Below are 17849 nucleotides of genomic sequence, written 5' to 3'. Positions count from 1 at the left end.
TCTTTCCCGCCCTTCGAGTTACCTCAGGATAAACTTCGGCGAGAAACTTATTAAAATTTCAGCACTTTAAATAGGCAGCAAAGGTACAGAAACTGTTAATGATTATTTTGAACCAATTCGTATCTTTTACAGCGAAAGAGAGATATTTTTGGAATAATTGTTGTTGCTTAAATTGCAAATTAACCTAAACTAAATTTAATGAGAAACACACTACTTATACTTTTATTTGTGTCAATTACAATCACGTGTAATTCTCAATGGGCACAAATTGGAACGACTTTTTTGGGAGATGCGACTTCAGATGAATTTGGAAAAACAGTGGCCATGAACGAAACAGGAAATATAATTGCTGTAGGAGCCCGCCTTAATGACTTTGCTGGATTCGAGAATGGACAAGTAAAGGTTTATCAGCTTCAGAATAATACCTGGCAACAACTAGGAAGTGACCTTTTAGGAGAAACAACGGGGAGTTTTGGCGAAAAATTTGGCTGGGATATTGACTTAAGCGCTACAGGAACAAGACTTGTTGTTGGTGCTCCGTTCTATGTAAATGGTTTAATTATTCCAGGCGCTACACGAGTTTTTGAATTTAATGGAACAGCTTGGGTACAATTAGGCAGTACAATTGAGGGTGAAAATAGTCAAGATTTATCAGGATGGTCTGTATCTATAAACAATGATGGAACAAGAATTATTATAGGCAGTAGCGGAAATAGTGATAATGGAACCGGTTCAGGTCAAGCCAGAGTTTATGAATATGACGGAGCCAATTGGACTCAGTTAGGAAATGATATTGAAGGTGAAACAGAATATTTCGCTGGAGGATCAGACGTAGCAATTAATGGCATAGGAAATATGATAGCTGTTGGTTTCGCCAAGAACAACAGTCCGAGTTTGGGATCAGGTAATGGAATAGTCCGAATGTTTGAGTTGCAAGGCGCAACATGGCAGCAGGTAGGAGAAGACATTGTAGGGGAAGCTGAATTGGATGGGTTTGGAGAAGCAATAAACTTGAATACTTCTGGAACTAGAATAGCCATAGGAGCAAGATTGCACAATGGAATTAAACCTTTTTCTGGACAGGTTAAGGTTTTTGAATTGAACGGGGCTAATTGGACACAGTTAGGCACAGAAATACTAGGGGAAGATTTTGAAGCATTGGGAGTTTCGGTCGACTTAAATTCAGAAGGAACTATTTTGGTTGCTGGTGGTAGGGCAAATAATCCAACCGATCTTCAAAAGGGTATTGTAAGAATATTTCGATATATAAATGGGAATTGGGAACAAGTTGATAATTCAATCTATGGCGAAAATAATGAAGATCAGGCCGGTATGGGAGTTGCAATGAATAGCTTGGGAAATCTTGTGGTTATAGGAGCCCCTTTTTCAGATGCCAACGGAGATAGTTCAGGGCAAGCTAAGGTTTTTAAAAATGAGAACATTCTTTCGGTCTCTGGACCTAGTGAGGCGTTCTCACAATTTGTTGTCTTCCCTAACCCAAACAAAGGAATCTTCAACATCTCTTTTACTGAAATTCAACAGCGCGTAACTGTTAACATTGTCGATCTTTTAGGAAGACAAGTAGTTAATATAGATTATTTTAAGACCAATACAATTAAAGTAAATGGAAATTTGAAAACAGGTGTTTATTTGGTTGAAATCTTAGCAAATAGTGTTTCAGAAACCGTTAGAATTTTAATAGAATAAATAACATTGGCGGCTTTTATTTCTTTTAGAAACCACTTCTCTTAGGTAATAGCTAATCAATGTATTTAATATCTTCGCAAAAAATTTAAAGATGAAAAAATTAGCGTTTCTATATATTTTTCTACTTGTTTCAACACTAAGCTTTGCACAATGGGTGCAGGTTGGGACAGATATAATTGGACCTACCGAAGGGGATTTTTATGGGGCCGATGTTTCTTTAAATGCATCAGGAAATAGAATTGCTAGTTTTAATGGGGATCGAGATAATGATGACAGCGGAGAAGTTCAGGTTTATGAATTTACAGAGGGTAGTTGGTCTCAAATTGGACAAACTGTGCCGGGAGTATTTGGCACAGCTAATTCAGGAAATATTGGAAATGTACGTCTAAATGCAGAAGGAAACAGATTTGTTTTTGGGAATCCTTTTTCTAATGTAAATGTTCCCAATGAAGGAGCTGTGCGTGTTTTTGAGCTTCAAAATGGGAGTTGGATTCAATTAGGGCAAACAATCCTGGGAGATAATGAAAACGATAAACTTGGTGCGAGTGTCGACATAACTGCCGCTGGAGATCGAATTATCGTTAGCGCAACGAAAATTAATCCCGTAACTGTAGAGAATGGATATGCTCGTGTTTATGAACTGCAAGGGACGGACTGGGTTCAAATAGGGCAAGATATTAATAGTCCAGATGGCACTACAATGTCTGTGTCTATTGCAGCGAATGGTACCGTAATTGCGGTTGCAGAACCAATAAATAGCGAGAGCACAATGTTTGCAGGCAAAGTTCGGACACTTACATTACAAAACAATATTTGGCAACAGGTAGGCGGAGCTATTTTTGGAGAGAATCCAGGGGATAGATTGGGCTTATTCCCACCAGAAGCAGGCTGTTCTATTAACCTAAATAATGACGGAAGTATTCTTGCAGTTGGTGCTTATAATTATGATCAAAATAACGAGAAGGGACAGGTTCGAATTTTTCAATTTGAGAATGATCAATGGAGTTTAATTGGAACGCCTATTACGGGTACTTCAGAAAGTTTCTACTTTGGCGGTTCTTTAGAGCTAAGTGGTGATGGGAGTACCATCGCTATTGCAGATATTGATTCTGCAAGTCTTTATACATTCGACGGTGGGGATTGGCACCAAAAAAAACACGACCTTAGGCGGATTGGGATACAAAATCGCCTTGAATGAAGCGGGAACTAGAATTGGCAACGGGCAATCAAGTTATATTAATAACAGTTCTAGAGGAAAAGTTTCTATTTATGATGATGGCTCTGTTTTGAGTACTATCAATTTTGAAAAAAGTCATTTATTCAAACTCTACCCCAACCCAAACAAAGGAATCTTCAACATCTCTTTTACTGAAAGCCAACCACGCATTACCGTTAACATTGTCGATCTTTTAGGAAGACAAATTGTTACAGTAGACTATTTCAATACCAACACTGTTGCGGTGGACGAAAACCTAAAAGCTGGAGTTTATCTAGTTGAAATTTATGCGGAAGGTATTTCTGAATCCGTTAGAATAGTTGTAGAATAAGCTTTTTTTGGGACCTGCCCGCCACATATTTAAAATATAAGAGGCAGGCGGGTTTGTTTTTTTGAGCTTGGAATTTATCCAGCGGGTCTCATCTCCAACGGAATCCGCTTATTCATAATCGCAAACCATAAGGGTGGCACCAAAGACAATAGCATAGAAGTAGGATACCCAAAAGGCATTTGCGGACTTATATCATGATATTCTAAGGTTTGGTACTTTTTGGTAGACTTAAAATGATGGTCACTATGCCGGGTGAGTTCGTAAAGGATTACACGACCCATCACGTGGTTGCTGTTCCAGGAATGAACTTCACTCACACGCTCATAACGACCACTTTTTGTTTTGTTGCGGCTTAGACCATAATGTTCAATATAATTAATGGTTTCTAACAAAATAGCGCTGGTAATGCCTATGCCTATTGCGATGCCAGCGGCAAAAGGTCCCAGTAAGTAAGCAATAATTCCTAAATACAATAGCTGAATGATGGTATAAAACAACATATCATTCTGAATGCTGAAAAAGGTTTTGTTGGCACGTTTCAGTAAATCTAATTGTATTTTCCAGGCACTTGCGTATTGCCGAAACATAGACGTAAACCAAAATGAATATACGGTTTGATTGTAACGTGCACTTGCAGGGTCTTCGGCAGTGGCAGCATTTAGATGATGGCCATAATTGTGCTCTACGTAAAAGTGCATATATAAAGCAGGAATCAATAAAATTTTTGCTAGTATCTTTTCCCAGCGTGTTTTACGATGTCCAAGTTCGTGGGCCACATTTATACCGTTGCCGCCCACGGCAATTCCTACAGAAATTGTTAAACCAACCAACTCGGCCGTAGAATACTCAAACCAGCTAAGGCTCCACAAAAACCATCCTACAATACCAAATACTAATGGTAGATTAAGATACAACAACAGATCGAAAAAAGGATTTTTTAGTTTTATCGTAACTTCTTCTGCATTCAGATTTTCAGTTTTAACAGGTAAAAGCAACTCAAAGATTGGAATAATGACAAAGGCAAAAATTGGTGTAAAAAAAGCCCAGTTTCCTTTCAGAAAAAGTCCAAGAATAGCCGCCAAGGGAATGGAATACGCGGCTAGATATTTTAAGTCTTTCATAAGGTCATTGTTTTGGACTTATTTTTGATAGGTTTGTAAACAAAATAAAGTTGTATTTTAGAAGTTTACAGTAATAGAAATAAGACACTTTACGTATTTTATTACGAATGTCACACTGAGCGCAGTCGAAGTGCATTTTACTTCTGATATATTAATTAGTCTTCGCCTGCGCTCAGCCTGACATATTGCTTTATTATATACCATATATTTTATTACATGAGCACATTTAGCATCATTCAGCAAAAGCTGGAACAATTTATAAAAAAATATTATACCAATGAGTTGATCAAGGGTGCCATTCTATTTTTTGCTATTGGATTGCTATATCTTCTTATAACCCTGCTCGTTGAATATTTTCTTTGGCTAAGCCCATTGGGGCGTACGGTTTTATTCTGGACGTTCGTAGTTGTAGAGTTCGGACTTTTTGTACGGTTTATTGCATTTCCACTCGCAAAACTTTTCAAATTACAAAACGGAATTTCACAGGAAGAAGCGGCAAATATTATTGGGAATCACTTTCCGAATGTAAGTGATAAGTTACTCAATGTTATTCAGTTAAATCAAAACTACCGTGAAAGTGAACTCCTCGCAGCAAGTATAGACCAAAAAGCAGGTGAGCTACAGCCCGTTCCTTTTTCCACGGCAGTAAATTTTAATAAGAACGCTAAGTATTTAAAGTATGCCGCGATTCCTGTTGTCATTTTTATACTCTTCAGTCTTTTTGGTGAAAAAGATACCTTCAGCAGTAGTTATAACCGTGTGGTGAATTACGAAACCGCTTACGAACCACCAGCGCCATTTACATTTTATGTGGTTAACGATACTCTTACTGCAGTTGAAAACAAACCCTTCACCTTGCAAATTAGAACTGAAGGCAAAGCAATTCCAGAAAATGCAAGTATTGTTTATAACGACGAGACGTATTACCTAAAACAAAATGCCCCTGGGGTTTTTGAACACACTTTTGAACAACCCATAGACCCTATAAATTTTAGCTTAGCGGCAAATAAAGTAAAAAGTAAGCCGTACCTCTTGGAGGTAGTAAAAACGCCCTCTTTAGTAGCTTTTGAAATGGTGCTTGACTATCCGTCGTATACGGGAAAGCGTGATGAAACCTTAAAAAGTACAGGAAATGCTACCATTCCCGAAGGCACAAGAGTTACGTGGAAAGTGAATACCAAAAACACAAAAGAAGTACACCTTAAAATGAAGGACAGTACCTACTTTTTTACTGAAAAGAAACAGGAATTTACATATAATAAAGGGGTATACAGAAAATTGGATTATGCCATCACCACCTCAAATGACTTTCTAAAAGAATACGAAAACCTTTCCTTTACATTGGGTGTTGTTCGTGATGCCTACCCGGAAATTGAAGTACAATCCAAGCAAGACAGTACAGATAGCCAGACCACGTATTTTCTGGGTCGTGTGAGCGATGATTATGGTCTAAGTAAATTGCGCCTTGTATACTTTCCAATTGGCGAAGAGGACTCTAAAAAGACCGAAATACTTCCCGTTAATAAAACTACAGTCGATCAATTTGTATACACGTTTCCTGGAGAATTTCCACTAGAAGATGGTATGGCATACGAGTATTATTTTGAAGTTTTTGACAATGATGCCATTCATAAATATAAGTCCAGTAAATCTGGAATTTATTCTTTTAGGAAGCTTACAAAAGATGAAGAGGAGAACGAGCAATTACAAAATCAGGATAAATCCATTAAAGGAATGGACAAAACCCTGCAGGATTTAAAAGATCAGGAAAAAACATTGGAGGAGCTTTCAAAACTTCAGAAAGAGAAAAAGGACCTTAACTATAACGATAAAAAGAAACTAGAAAATTTCATCAAGCGGCAAAAGCAACAAGAGGATATGATGAAGAAATTTTCCGAAGAACTTAAAGAAAATTTGGAGAACTTTCAGCCAGAGAATGAAGAAAAGGATCCTTTTAAAGAACAACTAGAAAAACGTTTGGACGAAAATCAAGAACGTTTAGAAGAAAATGAAAAGCTGTTAAAAGAGCTGGAAAAACTGCAAGAAAAAATTAATAAGGAAGAGTTGACTGAAAAGTTAGAGAAACTTTCCAGGCAAAATAAAAATCAAGAAAAGAATTTGGAGCAATTGCTGGAGCTTACCAAAAGATATTATGTTACTAAAAAAGCTGAAAAACTTGCGGAAGAAATTTACAAACTAGGAGAAGCGCAAGAAAAACTAGCAGAAGTTCCCGAGGACGAAAACACCAAAGAGAAGCAAGAAGAACTAAATAAAAAATTTGAGGAGTATCAAAAACAAATGGATGAACTTCAGAAGGAAAATGAAGGCCTTAAAGATCCAATGGATATCCCAAACGAAGAAAAGCAGGAAGAAGACATACAGAAAGAACAGGAAAAAGCTACTGAGAATTTAAGCCAGCAAAAAAAGCAGGATGCCAAACAAAACCAAAAGAAAGCGGGTCAGAAAATGAAGCAGATGGGACAGCAAATGCAAATGCAGATGCAGGCTTCTTCGGGCGAAAGTATGGAAGAAGATGCTGAAATGCTACGTCAAATTTTAGATAATCTTGTGGTGTTTTCGTTCGAGCAGGAAGCGGTGATGGAAGATTTTAAAATAACAGATTATGGCAACCCTGTTTTCGGAAAAAAACTGAATACCCAAAACGATTTAAAACTTAATTTTCAGCATATAGACGATAGTATTTTTTCGTTATCATTGCGTAATCCTATGATTAGCGAAACGATAAACTCTACATTAACAGATGTTCAGTATAATCTGGAAAAATCGTTAGAACGGTTGGCCGAAAACGAAATGAGACAAGGGTTAAGCAACCAGCAATACACCGTAACTGGAGCAAATGAGTTGGCTATTTTATTGAGCGATGCTTTAAATAGTATGCAAAACCAAATGCAATCTATGGGTCAAGGCCAGGGCCAAGGCAAGGGAAAAGGCCAGGGACAGGGAGAAGGCGAAGGAAAAGGCTTCCAGTTGCCAGATATTATTAAGAAGCAGGAGAGTTTAGGGGAAAAGATGAAAGAAGGAATGGGTAAGAAAAAAGGTGAGGGCGAAAGTGGTAAAGAAGGGGAAGGAAACAAAGGCGAAAGCGGCAAAGGTGAAAGTGGAGAAGGTCAATCTGGCGAATCCAGTGGCTCTCAAGGAGAAAATGGTCGCTCTGGTGAGGGGCAAGGGAAGGACGGAAAAGAAGAAGGAGATGGTACTGGCGAAGGTGGTGGCAACGGAAAAGGAAATAAAAACGGAGATGGCGAAAATGGTGATGGTGACGGGTATAACGAAGATTTAAATGGAGAGCTGTACGAGATTTACAAACAACAACAGCAATTGCGCCAACAGTTAGAAGATAAGTTAAGTAAAGAGGGCTTAAAGGGCGCTGGAGGCAATTTATTGCGCCAAATGGAACAGGTAGAGCAGCAGTTATTGGACAAAGGATTTAATGAACGAACCTTAGAAAAAATGTTGAATCTTCAATATGAATTACTTAAATTGGACAAAGCAGATTTTGAGCAGGGTCAAGAGAGCCGTCGAGAATCTACTACCAATAAAAAGCAATTTACAAATTCACTACGCACCAACCCTGAAGAAGTTAAAAAGTATTTTAATACAACTGAAATTTTAAACCGAGAAGCACTCCCGTTGAAACCTATCTACAAGGAACGTGTTCAAGACTATTTTAAACAAGATAATGATTGAGTTTTATTCTGAAAATGATTTCGAGCTAACCCAGGAAAAAGAAATTTCCAGTTGGATCTCTGCCGAAATTAAAGCACGTGATTTTGAGGAAGGTGAGATTGCGTATATTTTTTGTGACGATGAATATCTTCTAAAACTGAACATACAATTTCTTAATCACGACACGCTCACAGATATTATTAGTTTCGACAATTCTTTAGGGACGTTGGTAAATGGAGAAATTTATATTTCCACCGAACGCGTAGCTGAGAATGCAAAGGAATATGAGACGGGATTCACGAACGAATTGCATCGCGTCCTTATCCATGGAATTCTCCACTTTTGTGGTTTAAAAGATAAGTCTGAACAAGACGCCAAAGCGATGCGAAATGAGGAAAATACTGCATTGCGGAGAAGGGACTTTGTCTAGATTGCTGATATTCAAGAAATTATGCATTTAACTTATTGGTTGTTAGATATTTACGTATCTTTGCCAACTTAAAATCCAACGTGATTGTTTCACGTGGAACAATTTTACTTATGTTTCAAACAGAATACGATGTTATTGTAGTGGGTGGTGGTCATGCGGGCTCCGAAGCTGCTGCTGCTGCTGCTAATTTGGGTTCTAAAACCCTGCTTATTACAATGAACTTGCAAAATATAGCACAAATGTCCTGTAACCCCGCCATGGGCGGAATTGCGAAGGGGCAAATTGTGCGTGAGATTGATGCCTTAGGCGGATATAGCGGGATTGTTTCAGACACCTCTGCGATACAATTTAAGATGCTCAACAAATCTAAAGGGCCAGCTATGTGGAGTCCGCGTGTCCAAAGTGACCGCATGCGTTTTGCTGAAGATTGGAGATTGATGCTTGAGAAAACGAAGAATTTAGATTTTTATCAAGAGATGGTTTCTAGTATTATTACGGAAGGCAGTAAAATTGTAGGTGTAAAAACATCCCTCGGATTAGAAGTAAGAGGAAAATCGGTTGTACTTACAAACGGTACTTTTCTCAATGGACTAATTCATATTGGCGAAAAACAGTTTGGAGGAGGAAGAGCTGGCGAAAGAGCTGCGACAGGAATTACTAAAGACTTGGTCGAGTTAGGGTTTGACTCGGGCAGAATGAAAACTGGGACGCCTCCAAGAGTAGACGGAAGATCGTTGGATTTTTCAAAGATGTTAATTCAGCCTGGCGACGTAGATCCACAAAAATTTTCTTATCTGGATCGTACGAAGCCATTAACAAAGCAACGTGCCTGCCATATGTCTTACACAAGTGAGAAGGTTCATAATCTATTGCGCGAAGGTTTTGATAGGTCTCCAATGTTTAATGGGTCCATTAAAAGTATAGGCCCAAGGTATTGCCCTTCCATTGAAGATAAAATCAATCGATTTGCAGACAAAGATAGGCATCAACTTTTTGTAGAGCCTGAGGGATGGAATACGGTGGAGTATTATATTAATGGGTTTTCCACTTCATTGCCAGAGGATGTCCAATTTAGAGCATTACAACAATGTGATGGATTTGAAAATGTGAAGTTTTTTCGCCCTGGATATGCCATTGAATACGATTATTTCCCGCCTACACAATTACAGCACACTTTGGAGACCAAATTAGTGGAAGGATTGTATTTTGCTGGACAAATAAATGGAACTACAGGCTATGAAGAAGCAGCTTCACAAGGATTGATGGCTGGAATTAATGCACATCTTAAAGTTCATGAAAAAGATCCGTTTATCTTGAAAAGAAACGAAGCTTACATCGGGGTTTTAATAGACGATTTGATCACAAAAGGAACAGAAGAGCCTTACAGGATGTTTACTTCCAGAGCGGAATACAGAACTTTATTGCGTCAAGATAATGCAGATTTCAGACTTACCCCTAAAGGATACGAAATAGGACTAGCCTCTGAAGAACGCCTTAGAAAAATGGAAAAGAAGGAACAAAATTCCAGTGGTTTTGTGCAATTTTTTAAGGACACCAGTGTGTCTCATACCGAAGTAAATCCTATTCTGGAAGCTAAAGAATCTGCTACAGTAGATCAAAGTGACAAGATGTTTAAGCTGTTTTCTCGCCCGGAAATTATTATGGAAGATATGAGAAAAATAGAATCTGTATCAGCTTATATTGAAGATCATAATCTTTCTTTTGAAGAATTAGAGCAAACTGAAATACAAGTGAAGTATGCTGGTTATATTGAAAAGGAAAAAAACAATGCTGATAAACTAAACAGGTTAGAAGGCATTAAAATTCCCAGAAACTTTGATTATTCAAAGTTAAAATCTTTGTCTCACGAAGCCAAGGAGAAACTCAATGCTGTCCAACCGGCAACCGTATCACAAGCCAGCCGTATAAGTGGTGTTTCACCAAATGATATTTCAGTTATGTTAGTGTATATGGGGCGTTAGACCATTGTTTCACGTGGAACGTATACTGCATTTTAAATATTTTCAATCACTCAACCCTTAGTTTTGTCCCAAAAACCAATTTATATTTTAGCAAAAGATTATTTAGTTTCTGGAGAGGAATTTCAATTGCAGTACGATTCAGAATTTGAACTACTCATTACGAACCCATGTCCGGCAGAGGAGGATTTGGGAAAGTATTACGAAAGCGAAAATTATATTTCGCACACCGATGAAAAAAAAGGAGTCGTATCTTTTTTGTATCAAACGGTAAAAAACTATTCTCTGAAAAAGAAAGTCAACCTTATAAAAAAACTACATAACGGATCAGGAAAATTGTTGGATATTGGTGCGGGAACGGGTGACTTTTTAGTAACAGCAAAAAACAAAGCGTGGGATATAGCTGGAGTAGAAATAAATCCTAATGCCAGAAGGCTAGCTAAAAAAAAATCGATTTCACTCGAGAGCACCGTTACTAATTTTAAGGGCGAAAAATTTGATGTTATCACAATGTGGCATGTGCTAGAACATATTTCAAATTACAAAGAAGTGCTTGAAACCTGTCATTCGCTTTTAAATGAAAAGGGTGTTTTGGTGATAGCTGTTCCAAATTATAAAAGTTACGATGCGCAGTATTATAAAAATTATTGGGCAGCATATGATGTTCCCAGACATCTTTGGCATTTTTCAAGGAAGTCGCTTCCTAAAATTTTAAAAAATACTTTTCAGCTTATTTCAATTAAACCGATGGTATTCGATTCTTTCTACGTGAGCTTATTATCAGAAAAGTATAAAACAGGGAAGAAATTTTCTTTGCGAGCCTTTTGGGTAGGATTACAATCTAATCGTAAAGCTAGAAAGACTAAAGAGTATTCTTCATTAATATATTGCTTTAGAAAGAGCTAGTTTACGTGTTTTGTAGCGATTAAGGAAGCATAAACCTGTTGGCATATTTCTCGTTGCTTTTTCTGAGAAAGCAGCTTAAATGGCCTGAAAACCGCTCGATTATAATAAATAGTTGTTATTGAATTCGCAATGCTAATAAGATATATCTATGCAAGTTCTTTTCTATGAATAAGTCGAGTTAACTGAATGCTAAGATCTGAGAAAATTAATTTAGCATTTCCATTTCTTTCAATATGGTAGGATGCATTTTCTAGTGCTTCAGTAATCTCAAAAATATTGTTTTGGTGGACAAAGGGAGCAAATTTTGAAATATCAAAACTTCCATCGGTACTTTCAAAAAACAAAAGAGAATCTGCTTTGTAATTTTTCAACATAGCTTGTCTAAAAACTTCAATACAATAGTTTAAAAATTTCTTCTGTGTTTCGCGCCCCACACCTGCTAAATCCTCACTCCATTTTAAAAGCTCGTGGATGGCCTTTTTATTACCCTTTGCTTTAAAAGCTGTGCGTACCCATGTTACATACCATTTTTCAAAAACAGACGCGTCACCATCTTGCTCTAAAAGTTGCAACGCACGTTGGTAATCGCCTCCGGCCCGATGTGCAATTTGTTGCGCAACGCCATCTTTAAGGCTTTGTTTTTCAACTAGACTAGAAGACATATCACTTTCAGATAATCTTGGAAAATGAAGTGTTTGGCATCTAGATCTAATAGTTCCAATAAGCTGTTCTTCTTGCTCGGTAAGGAGTAATAAAACCGTTTTCTCTGGGGGTTCTTCTACTAATTTTAAAATTTTATTAGCGCATTGGGTGTTCATTTGGTCTGCCATCCAGATAATAACCACTTTATAACCTCCTTCGTAAGATTTTAAGGAAAGCTTTTTAAGCAAATCGGCTGCTTCATCTACATTTATATTTCCTTGTTTGTTTTCAATTCCCAGTGATTGAAGCCAATAAAAGAGCGAACCGTACGGATTTTCTTTTACAAAAAGGCGCCAATCTTCCATAAATAAAGAAGAAACAGGATGCTTTTTCACGGTGTCGTTCGTATTTACTGGAAAAACAAAATGAAGGTCTGGATGTGCTAATTGTGCCAGTTTTTTTCGGCAAAGTGCCTGTTCTGGGCTTCCTTCTTCAGAATGTTGGCAAAGTATCTCGCTGGCATATGCAATCGCCATAGGCAAAACACCAGTTCCCATGGAACCTACAAACAATTGTGCATGGGGAATACGACCATTTTTTATGGTAGTTCGCAAATGCGACTTAATATGTTTTTGACCAATAACTTCAGAAAAATCCATACGCAAAACTACGCAATTAAGCGGTATTCACAAGCTGTGCTCAATACTACAAAAATGGTATCTTTGTCTACTTAAATAAGGAGCATGAAAACCGTAAAAGACGTAAATTTTAATAATAAGAAAGTATTGGTGCGCGTAGACTTTAATGTGCCATTAAATGACAATCTGGAAGTGACAGATGCCACAAGGATAGAAGCCGCTAAGCCAACTATTTTCAATATTTTGGAAAGTGGTGGATCTTGTATTTTACTATCTCATTTAGGCCGTCCAAAAGGTAAAGAAGACAAGTTTTCACTGCGACATATTATAAATAGAGCAACTAAAATCTTTGGAGTACAAGTTAAATTCGCTGAAGATTGTATTGGCCCGGCTGCCGAAGAAGCTGTTTCCAACTTAAAGCCAGGTGAAATTTTGTTGTTAGAAAACCTACGCTACTATACAGAAGAAACTGAAGGAGATCGTGACTTCGCCGAAAAACTATCAAAACTGGGCGATTATTATGTAAATGATGCCTTTGGAACGGCTCATAGAGCACACGCATCCACCACGGTCATAGCTCAGTTTTTCCCTGAAAACAAATGCTTCGGAATGTTGTTAGCTTCAGAAATTGAAAACGTTAAAAAAATACTTACCGATGGCCAATCTCCTGTTACTGCTATCATTGGCGGAGCAAAAGTGTCTTCAAAGATTACGGTTATTGAAAATATATTAGATACAATTGACCACCTTATTATTGGAGGAGGAATGGCATTTACTTTTATAAAAGCAACTGGTGGAAATATTGGAAGTTCTCTGGTTGAAGACGATAAATTGGATACAGCTTTGGATATTCTGGAAAAAGCAAAAGAAAAAAATGTACAGGTGCATTTACCGGTAGATGTAATCGCTGCAGATAGTTTTTCAGAATTTGCAAATACTACAAACGAACCTGCCGATGCTATTCCCGAAGGCTGGTTGGGGTTAGATTCCGGACCACGGTCTAATGAACAATTTGCCAACGTAATTTTAAAATCTAAGACTATTTTATGGAATGGTCCTGTTGGAGTTTTTGAAATGGAAAAATTTGCTGAGGGTACTATAAAATTAGGGGAAGCCATTGCGGAAGCAACTGCAAATGGCGCATTTTCTTTAGTTGGAGGAGGCGATTCAGTAGCAGCAGTACAAAAATTTAACCTTGCAACTCATATGAGTTACGTTTCAACAGGGGGTGGTGCTATGTTGGAGATGTTGGAGGGAAAGACCCTTCCGGGCATACAAGCGCTTCTGGAATGATATATCTAAAAATGCGAGTGTAGTTTAAAAATTTGCTCAATCCGTTTGTTTCAGTACTTTTGACCATACTTTAATTTATAAAATTGCGTTCCCTACTTATGAAAACAGTTATCCTAAGCTTATTTACTCTTTTTGGCAGCTTTTGTTTATTGGCGCAAAAAAAGCCGTTGGTAGATTCAATTCAGAAGCAAAAATTACAAATAGTAGATTCTATTACCGTTACATCCATTTCCGGCGACTTACCAACTACCGTAGTCTCCACTAAGATTAAGGACACTATGGTTTTTAGCTTAGAAGACATGTCGCACGCCAGAAAAATTGATAGTATTTGGCTAAAAGAACTTTTTTCAACAGGCCGTTTTGAAGAAATGTATGGTAGTGTTTTGGACGAAAATCATGAACCTGTTGAATATGAAGAACTCCCAACCGAAGTTTTAAAACAGCGCCTCGAATTACTTAACGCCAGAACTCCGTTTAATGTAGAATATAACACATCCTTAGAAAGCGTAATCAAAGGCTATCTAAAAAATAGGCGAAAAAGCTTGGCGCGATTAATGGCGTTAAGTGATTATTATTTCCCAATGTTTGAAGAGGCTTTAGATAGACATGGGCTACCCTTAGAGATGAAATATTTGGCCATTGTAGAATCGGCCTTAGAACCACGAGCTACTTCGCGCGTGGGTGCGCAAGGGCTGTGGCAATTTATGTTTAGTACTGGAAAAATGTTTGGACTAGATGTAAATAGTTATGTAGATGAAAGGTCGGATCCAATTATGGCAACAGAAGCCGCCTGCCTGTACCTTAAGAGTTTGGAAAAAAGTCTGGGCGATTGGGACTTGGCATTAGCAGCGTATAATAGCGGTCCAGGAAATGTTGCAAAAGCGCTACGCAGAGCAAATGGACAGACTAATTATTGGAATATTAGACAATACCTTCCACGTGAAACGGCGGGCTATGTACCCGCATTTTTAGCAACTATGTATATTTTTGAATTTGCTGAAGAGCACGGCTTTAAAAGCAATGGACCTCAATTTCCTTTTGTTGCTACCGATACCATTAAAGTTCAAAAAATGATCACGCTTCAGCAGGTAGCCGAAGTAACCAATCTGGATATTGACGAAGTTCGATTCTTAAATCCTTCCTATAAAAAAGACGTGATTCCTTTTATAGAAGACGAAAATTATGTGCTTCGTCTCCCTATAGATGCGGTCGGTAAATTTGTAAGCAATGAACAAGCTATTTACGCCTATGTAGAAAAAGAACTGGAAGAACGTGAAAAACCCTTACCCGAACTTTTTGAACAAGAAGATAAAATTAGATATCGGGTGCGTAGTGGGGATTTCCTTGGTAAAATAGCGGAAAAATACGGAGTGTCTGTTTCTAGTATAAAACGATGGAATGGTCTAAAAAGCAACAGATTACGAGTAGGTCAACGCTTAACTATTCATTCAAGAAACCCAATCAAATCCACAGCCTCAAAGGCTGGTTCGAAAACTGCTTCTAGCAACAGTGAAAGGACTTATACAGTTAAAAATGGAGACTCTCTCTGGAGCATTTCGCAAAAATTTCCTGGCGTAAGCGTAGACAATCTAAAAAAATGGAACGATATTGGTGGTACAAATCTGAAACCGGGAATGAAATTAAAGATCCAAAAAGGATAATTGTTCCCTTCAAACTATATCCATGAAACCAATCTACGCCGCTTTATTGGGCCTTTTTTTTGTTGCTACTTCCTGTGGTGACGGCTCAAACTCTACCAGTACATACAGACCAGATTCTGTAGGGAATATTAACTCGCTTCAAATTGTAACCTCCGAAGAACTCTGGAATGGAGATGTTGGAGAATCTATTAGAGAATACTTTGCTGCTCCTGCAGATGGTCTTCCTCAGGATGAGCCACTGTATTCAATGGTACAAATGAAACCATCCAGCTTTACAGACTTTGCACAGCGGTATCGTATTTTTTTACACGTTACAATAAGCGATTCTACAAATTTTAGTCTAAACCAAAACAGTTTTGCCAAGCCACAAACGGGTGCTTTTTTAACCGCACCAACCACAGAAGCGCTTATTGCGTTACTTCAAGAAAATCAAGAAAAGATTAAAGCTGCTTTTTATGCTTCTGAAATAAAAGAAAAACAAAAAAGAATCCGGTTATCACTTCGAAAATTGGATACGTTACAACAGGAGTTTGGCGTGACTTTAAAAGTGCCAACAGCGTATAGAGTAGCAAAATCTGGTGGGGATTACTACTGGCTTAGAAAAAGTATTGAAGCTGGAACTACCAACATATTTATTTACGAAGCACCGCTAAATGCGATACGCAAAGACAGCGCAATGGCAGATATCATCAATGTACGAAATACAATTGGTGCAGAATTATTACCAGTAGAAGACGGTAGTAAATTTATAACAGAAGCCGCCTATTCACCACTTTTATTTTCTTCAGAATTGGACGGCAAGGAGACTTATATCACCAAAGGAACCTGGGAAATAACAGATGCTTATATGGCAGGACCTTTCGTGAACTACGCCGTAAAAGACGATGCCAACAACCGCTGGCTTATTCTGGAAGGATTTACATATGCGCCTTCTGAAGAGAAAAGAGACCTTCAGTTTGAACTGGAGGCAATTATCAAGTCTGCTAAAATCAAGTAAACTTAAGCTTAAAGTACTCATGAAAAAACCCGCTAAACGATATTGTTAGCGGGTTTTTCAGCTTCATAAAAGAAACTAACTTATTTTTTGTCTTCAATTTTTTCGTCATTGTCTTCCTTAGACGCGTCCTTAAATTCTTTAATTCCGCTTCCTAAGCCACGCATCATTTCAGGAATTTTACGTCCTCCAAACAATAGTAATACAACCACAACAATTAAAATTATTTGTGGCCAACCAATAACCATAGGGATAAATAGTGCTTCCATAGTATTCAATTTTATTATGGCAAAGGTAACAAGTTTTTACTAGAAACAACGTTTTGCATACAAGATACCTGCAAAACGGTCTTCATTTATTTTATATTTGTACACGGTATGGCACAAAAAGAGAAACGGTCCAGAAAAATCAAGAAAAAGCTACTGCATAAGTATCGCTTAGTGGTGCTTAATGAAGATACTTTTGAAGAGCGCTTTTCTTTTAAACTCAATAGACTAAACGTTTTTGTATTCAGCACAATTTTCACGTTGTTGTTAATTATAGCCACGACCATACTTATTGCTTTTACACCCTTGCGGGAATACATACCGGGGTACTCATCTACCTCCTTAAAACTTAAAGCAACCAACCTAGCATACAAAACAGACTCTTTACAGCAAGAATTAAATGTGAATCAGCAATACCTCGCCTCCATACGTAAAGTGCTCACAGGGGACGTTAAAACAGTAGATTTTAATAAAGATTCGATAATTAATGCCGCCCAATTGGATCCTTCCATAGTAAATTTTAATCCCTCTACCGAAGACTCCTTACTGCGCGAGAAGGTGGCGCGAGAAGATAAGTACAATCCACTAGCCAACACAGGCGAAATTAATGTGGTTCTTTTCGCACCTGTAAAAGGAAATATATCCTCTTCTTACAATCCAAAGGAAAAACATTTTGCCGTAGATATAGTAACCGTAAAAGATGCGCCAGTAAAAGCTGTTGCAGATGGAACGGTAATTTTTGCTGCATGGACTGCAGAAACTGGATATGTCATGATTATTGAACATAGAAACGATATTATTTCGGCATACAAACACAATGCTTCGCTAAACAAAGAACAGGGAGAATTGGTAAAAGCAGGAGAGGTAATTGCCACAGTAGGTAACACAGGAGAGCTTACCACAGGACCTCACCTTCATTTTGAACTTTGGAGCGACAGCTATCCAATAGACCCAACCAACTTTATAGATTTTGAATAA

General features: G+C 37.9%; 14 protein-coding genes. 11 read left to right on the top strand and 3 right to left on the bottom strand.

Translation table 11 applies throughout. From position 1 onward, the window contains the following. The first annotated feature begins 198 nt into the window (after positions 1-198). From ACQ2HF_RS04345 to ACQ2HF_RS04335, 3 genes are all read left to right on the top strand, one after another. The gene (locus tag ACQ2HF_RS04345) at positions 199-1707 is read left to right on the top strand and encodes a T9SS type A sorting domain-containing protein (RefSeq protein ID WP_432412300.1); all 1509 of its coding nucleotides are present in this window, start codon (positions 199-201) and stop codon (positions 1705-1707) included. A 91-nt stretch (positions 1708-1798) separates the two neighbouring features. Further along, the gene (locus ACQ2HF_RS04340) at positions 1799-2905 is read left to right on the top strand and encodes a hypothetical protein (RefSeq protein WP_432412299.1); all 1107 of its coding nucleotides are present in this window, start codon (positions 1799-1801) and stop codon (positions 2903-2905) included. After that, positions 2880-3254, top strand: coding sequence for a T9SS type A sorting domain-containing protein (locus tag ACQ2HF_RS04335; RefSeq protein ID WP_432412298.1), 375 nt, complete (start codon positions 2880-2882; stop codon positions 3252-3254). Before ACQ2HF_RS04340 ends, ACQ2HF_RS04335 begins: the two co-directional genes overlap by 26 nt. Before the next feature lie 74 nt (positions 3255-3328). Here ACQ2HF_RS04335 and ACQ2HF_RS04330 read toward each other — a convergent pair whose 3' ends face one another. Then, positions 3329-4375, bottom strand: coding sequence for an alkane 1-monooxygenase (locus tag ACQ2HF_RS04330; RefSeq protein WP_432412297.1), 1047 nt, complete (start codon positions 4373-4375; stop codon positions 3329-3331). 216 nt (positions 4376-4591) lie between these two features. On the opposite strand from ACQ2HF_RS04330, the gene ACQ2HF_RS04325 reads away from it, so the two are divergent. The 4 genes from ACQ2HF_RS04325 to ACQ2HF_RS04310 all read left to right on the top strand — a co-directional run bounded on the left by ACQ2HF_RS04325 (position 4592) and on the right by ACQ2HF_RS04310 (position 11377). Then, positions 4592-8083 carry a DUF4175 family protein gene (locus tag ACQ2HF_RS04325; protein WP_432412296.1) on the top strand — a complete coding sequence of 1164 codons (3492 nt, stop codon included), beginning with the start codon at positions 4592-4594 and terminating at the stop codon, positions 8081-8083. Further along, positions 8076-8492 (top strand): rRNA maturation RNase YbeY, encoded by a 417-nt coding sequence (ybeY, locus tag ACQ2HF_RS04320; RefSeq protein WP_432412295.1) that lies wholly within the window; start codon positions 8076-8078, stop codon positions 8490-8492. Before ACQ2HF_RS04325 ends, ybeY begins: the two co-directional genes overlap by 8 nt. A gap of 110 nt (positions 8493-8602) precedes the next feature. After that, positions 8603-10474: a tRNA uridine-5-carboxymethylaminomethyl(34) synthesis enzyme MnmG gene (gene mnmG / locus ACQ2HF_RS04315; RefSeq protein WP_432412294.1), complete on the top strand. Its 1872-nt coding sequence runs from the start codon at positions 8603-8605 to the stop codon at positions 10472-10474. Between the two features lie 63 nt (positions 10475-10537). Next, a complete protein-coding gene (locus ACQ2HF_RS04310; protein WP_432412293.1) occupies positions 10538-11377 on the top strand; it encodes a class I SAM-dependent methyltransferase in 840 nt (279 codons plus the stop codon). 146 nt (positions 11378-11523) lie between these two features. Here the strand turns inward: ACQ2HF_RS04310 and ACQ2HF_RS04305 are convergent, their stop codons facing one another. Beyond that, positions 11524-12678: an ATP-binding protein gene (locus ACQ2HF_RS04305; RefSeq protein WP_432412292.1), complete on the bottom strand. Its 1155-nt coding sequence runs from the start codon at positions 12676-12678 to the stop codon at positions 11524-11526. Between the two features lie 84 nt (positions 12679-12762). Between ACQ2HF_RS04305 and ACQ2HF_RS04300 the strand changes: the two genes are divergently transcribed. The 3 genes from ACQ2HF_RS04300 to ACQ2HF_RS04290 all read left to right on the top strand — a co-directional run bounded on the left by ACQ2HF_RS04300 (position 12763) and on the right by ACQ2HF_RS04290 (position 16608). Then, entirely contained in the window at positions 12763-13950 is a 1188-nt protein-coding gene (locus tag ACQ2HF_RS04300; RefSeq protein WP_432412291.1) for a phosphoglycerate kinase, read from the top strand. A 98-nt stretch (positions 13951-14048) separates the two neighbouring features. Continuing rightward, entirely contained in the window at positions 14049-15611 is a 1563-nt protein-coding gene (locus tag ACQ2HF_RS04295) for a LysM peptidoglycan-binding domain-containing protein (RefSeq protein ID WP_432412290.1), read from the top strand. A gap of 22 nt (positions 15612-15633) precedes the next feature. Beyond that, complete coding sequence (locus ACQ2HF_RS04290; RefSeq protein ID WP_432412289.1) at positions 15634-16608, top strand: DUF4837 family protein; 975 nt, start codon at positions 15634-15636, stop codon at positions 16606-16608. 80 nt (positions 16609-16688) lie between these two features. Here ACQ2HF_RS04290 and tatA read toward each other — a convergent pair whose 3' ends face one another. Then, entirely contained in the window at positions 16689-16874 is a 186-nt protein-coding gene (gene tatA, locus ACQ2HF_RS04285; RefSeq protein WP_432412288.1) for a twin-arginine translocase TatA/TatE family subunit, read from the bottom strand. A 108-nt stretch (positions 16875-16982) separates the two neighbouring features. On the opposite strand from tatA, the gene ACQ2HF_RS04280 reads away from it, so the two are divergent. Further along, a complete protein-coding gene (locus ACQ2HF_RS04280; RefSeq protein WP_432412287.1) occupies positions 16983-17849 on the top strand; it encodes a M23 family metallopeptidase in 867 nt (288 codons plus the stop codon).

Origin of the sequence: Rasiella sp. SM2506 (genome assembly GCF_050859505.1) — a bacterium.
Classification (GTDB): domain Bacteria; phylum Bacteroidota; class Bacteroidia; order Flavobacteriales; family Flavobacteriaceae; genus Marinirhabdus.
The sequence above is the reverse complement of the archived record's forward strand: the minus strand, read 5'-3'. Positions and strand labels throughout refer to the sequence as shown.

What these genes read in the sequence shown, in the direction of transcription:
- ACQ2HF_RS04325 (WP_432412296.1), top strand. Translation starts at nt 4,592, where the DNA reads ATGAGCACATTTAGCATCATTCAGCAAAAGCTGGAACAATTTATAAAA.
- ACQ2HF_RS04305 (WP_432412292.1), bottom strand. Translation starts at nt 12,678, where the DNA reads ATGGATTTTTCTGAAGTTATTGGTCAAAAACATATTAAGTCGCATTTG.
- ybeY (WP_432412295.1), top strand. Translation starts at nt 8,076, where the DNA reads ATGATTGAGTTTTATTCTGAAAATGATTTCGAGCTAACCCAGGAAAAA.
- ACQ2HF_RS04330 (WP_432412297.1), bottom strand. Translation starts at nt 4,375, where the DNA reads ATGAAAGACTTAAAATATCTAGCCGCGTATTCCATTCCCTTGGCGGCT.
- ACQ2HF_RS04280 (WP_432412287.1), top strand. Translation starts at nt 16,983, where the DNA reads ATGGCACAAAAAGAGAAACGGTCCAGAAAAATCAAGAAAAAGCTACTG.
- ACQ2HF_RS04300 (WP_432412291.1), top strand. Translation starts at nt 12,763, where the DNA reads ATGAAAACCGTAAAAGACGTAAATTTTAATAATAAGAAAGTATTGGTG.
- ACQ2HF_RS04340 (WP_432412299.1), top strand. Translation starts at nt 1,799, where the DNA reads ATGAAAAAATTAGCGTTTCTATATATTTTTCTACTTGTTTCAACACTA.
- ACQ2HF_RS04290 (WP_432412289.1), top strand. Translation starts at nt 15,634, where the DNA reads ATGAAACCAATCTACGCCGCTTTATTGGGCCTTTTTTTTGTTGCTACT.
- tatA (WP_432412288.1), bottom strand. Translation starts at nt 16,874, where the DNA reads ATGGAAGCACTATTTATCCCTATGGTTATTGGTTGGCCACAAATAATT.
- ACQ2HF_RS04295 (WP_432412290.1), top strand. Translation starts at nt 14,049, where the DNA reads ATGAAAACAGTTATCCTAAGCTTATTTACTCTTTTTGGCAGCTTTTGT.
- ACQ2HF_RS04345 (WP_432412300.1), top strand. Translation starts at nt 199, where the DNA reads ATGAGAAACACACTACTTATACTTTTATTTGTGTCAATTACAATCACG.
- mnmG (WP_432412294.1), top strand. Translation starts at nt 8,603, where the DNA reads ATGTTTCAAACAGAATACGATGTTATTGTAGTGGGTGGTGGTCATGCG.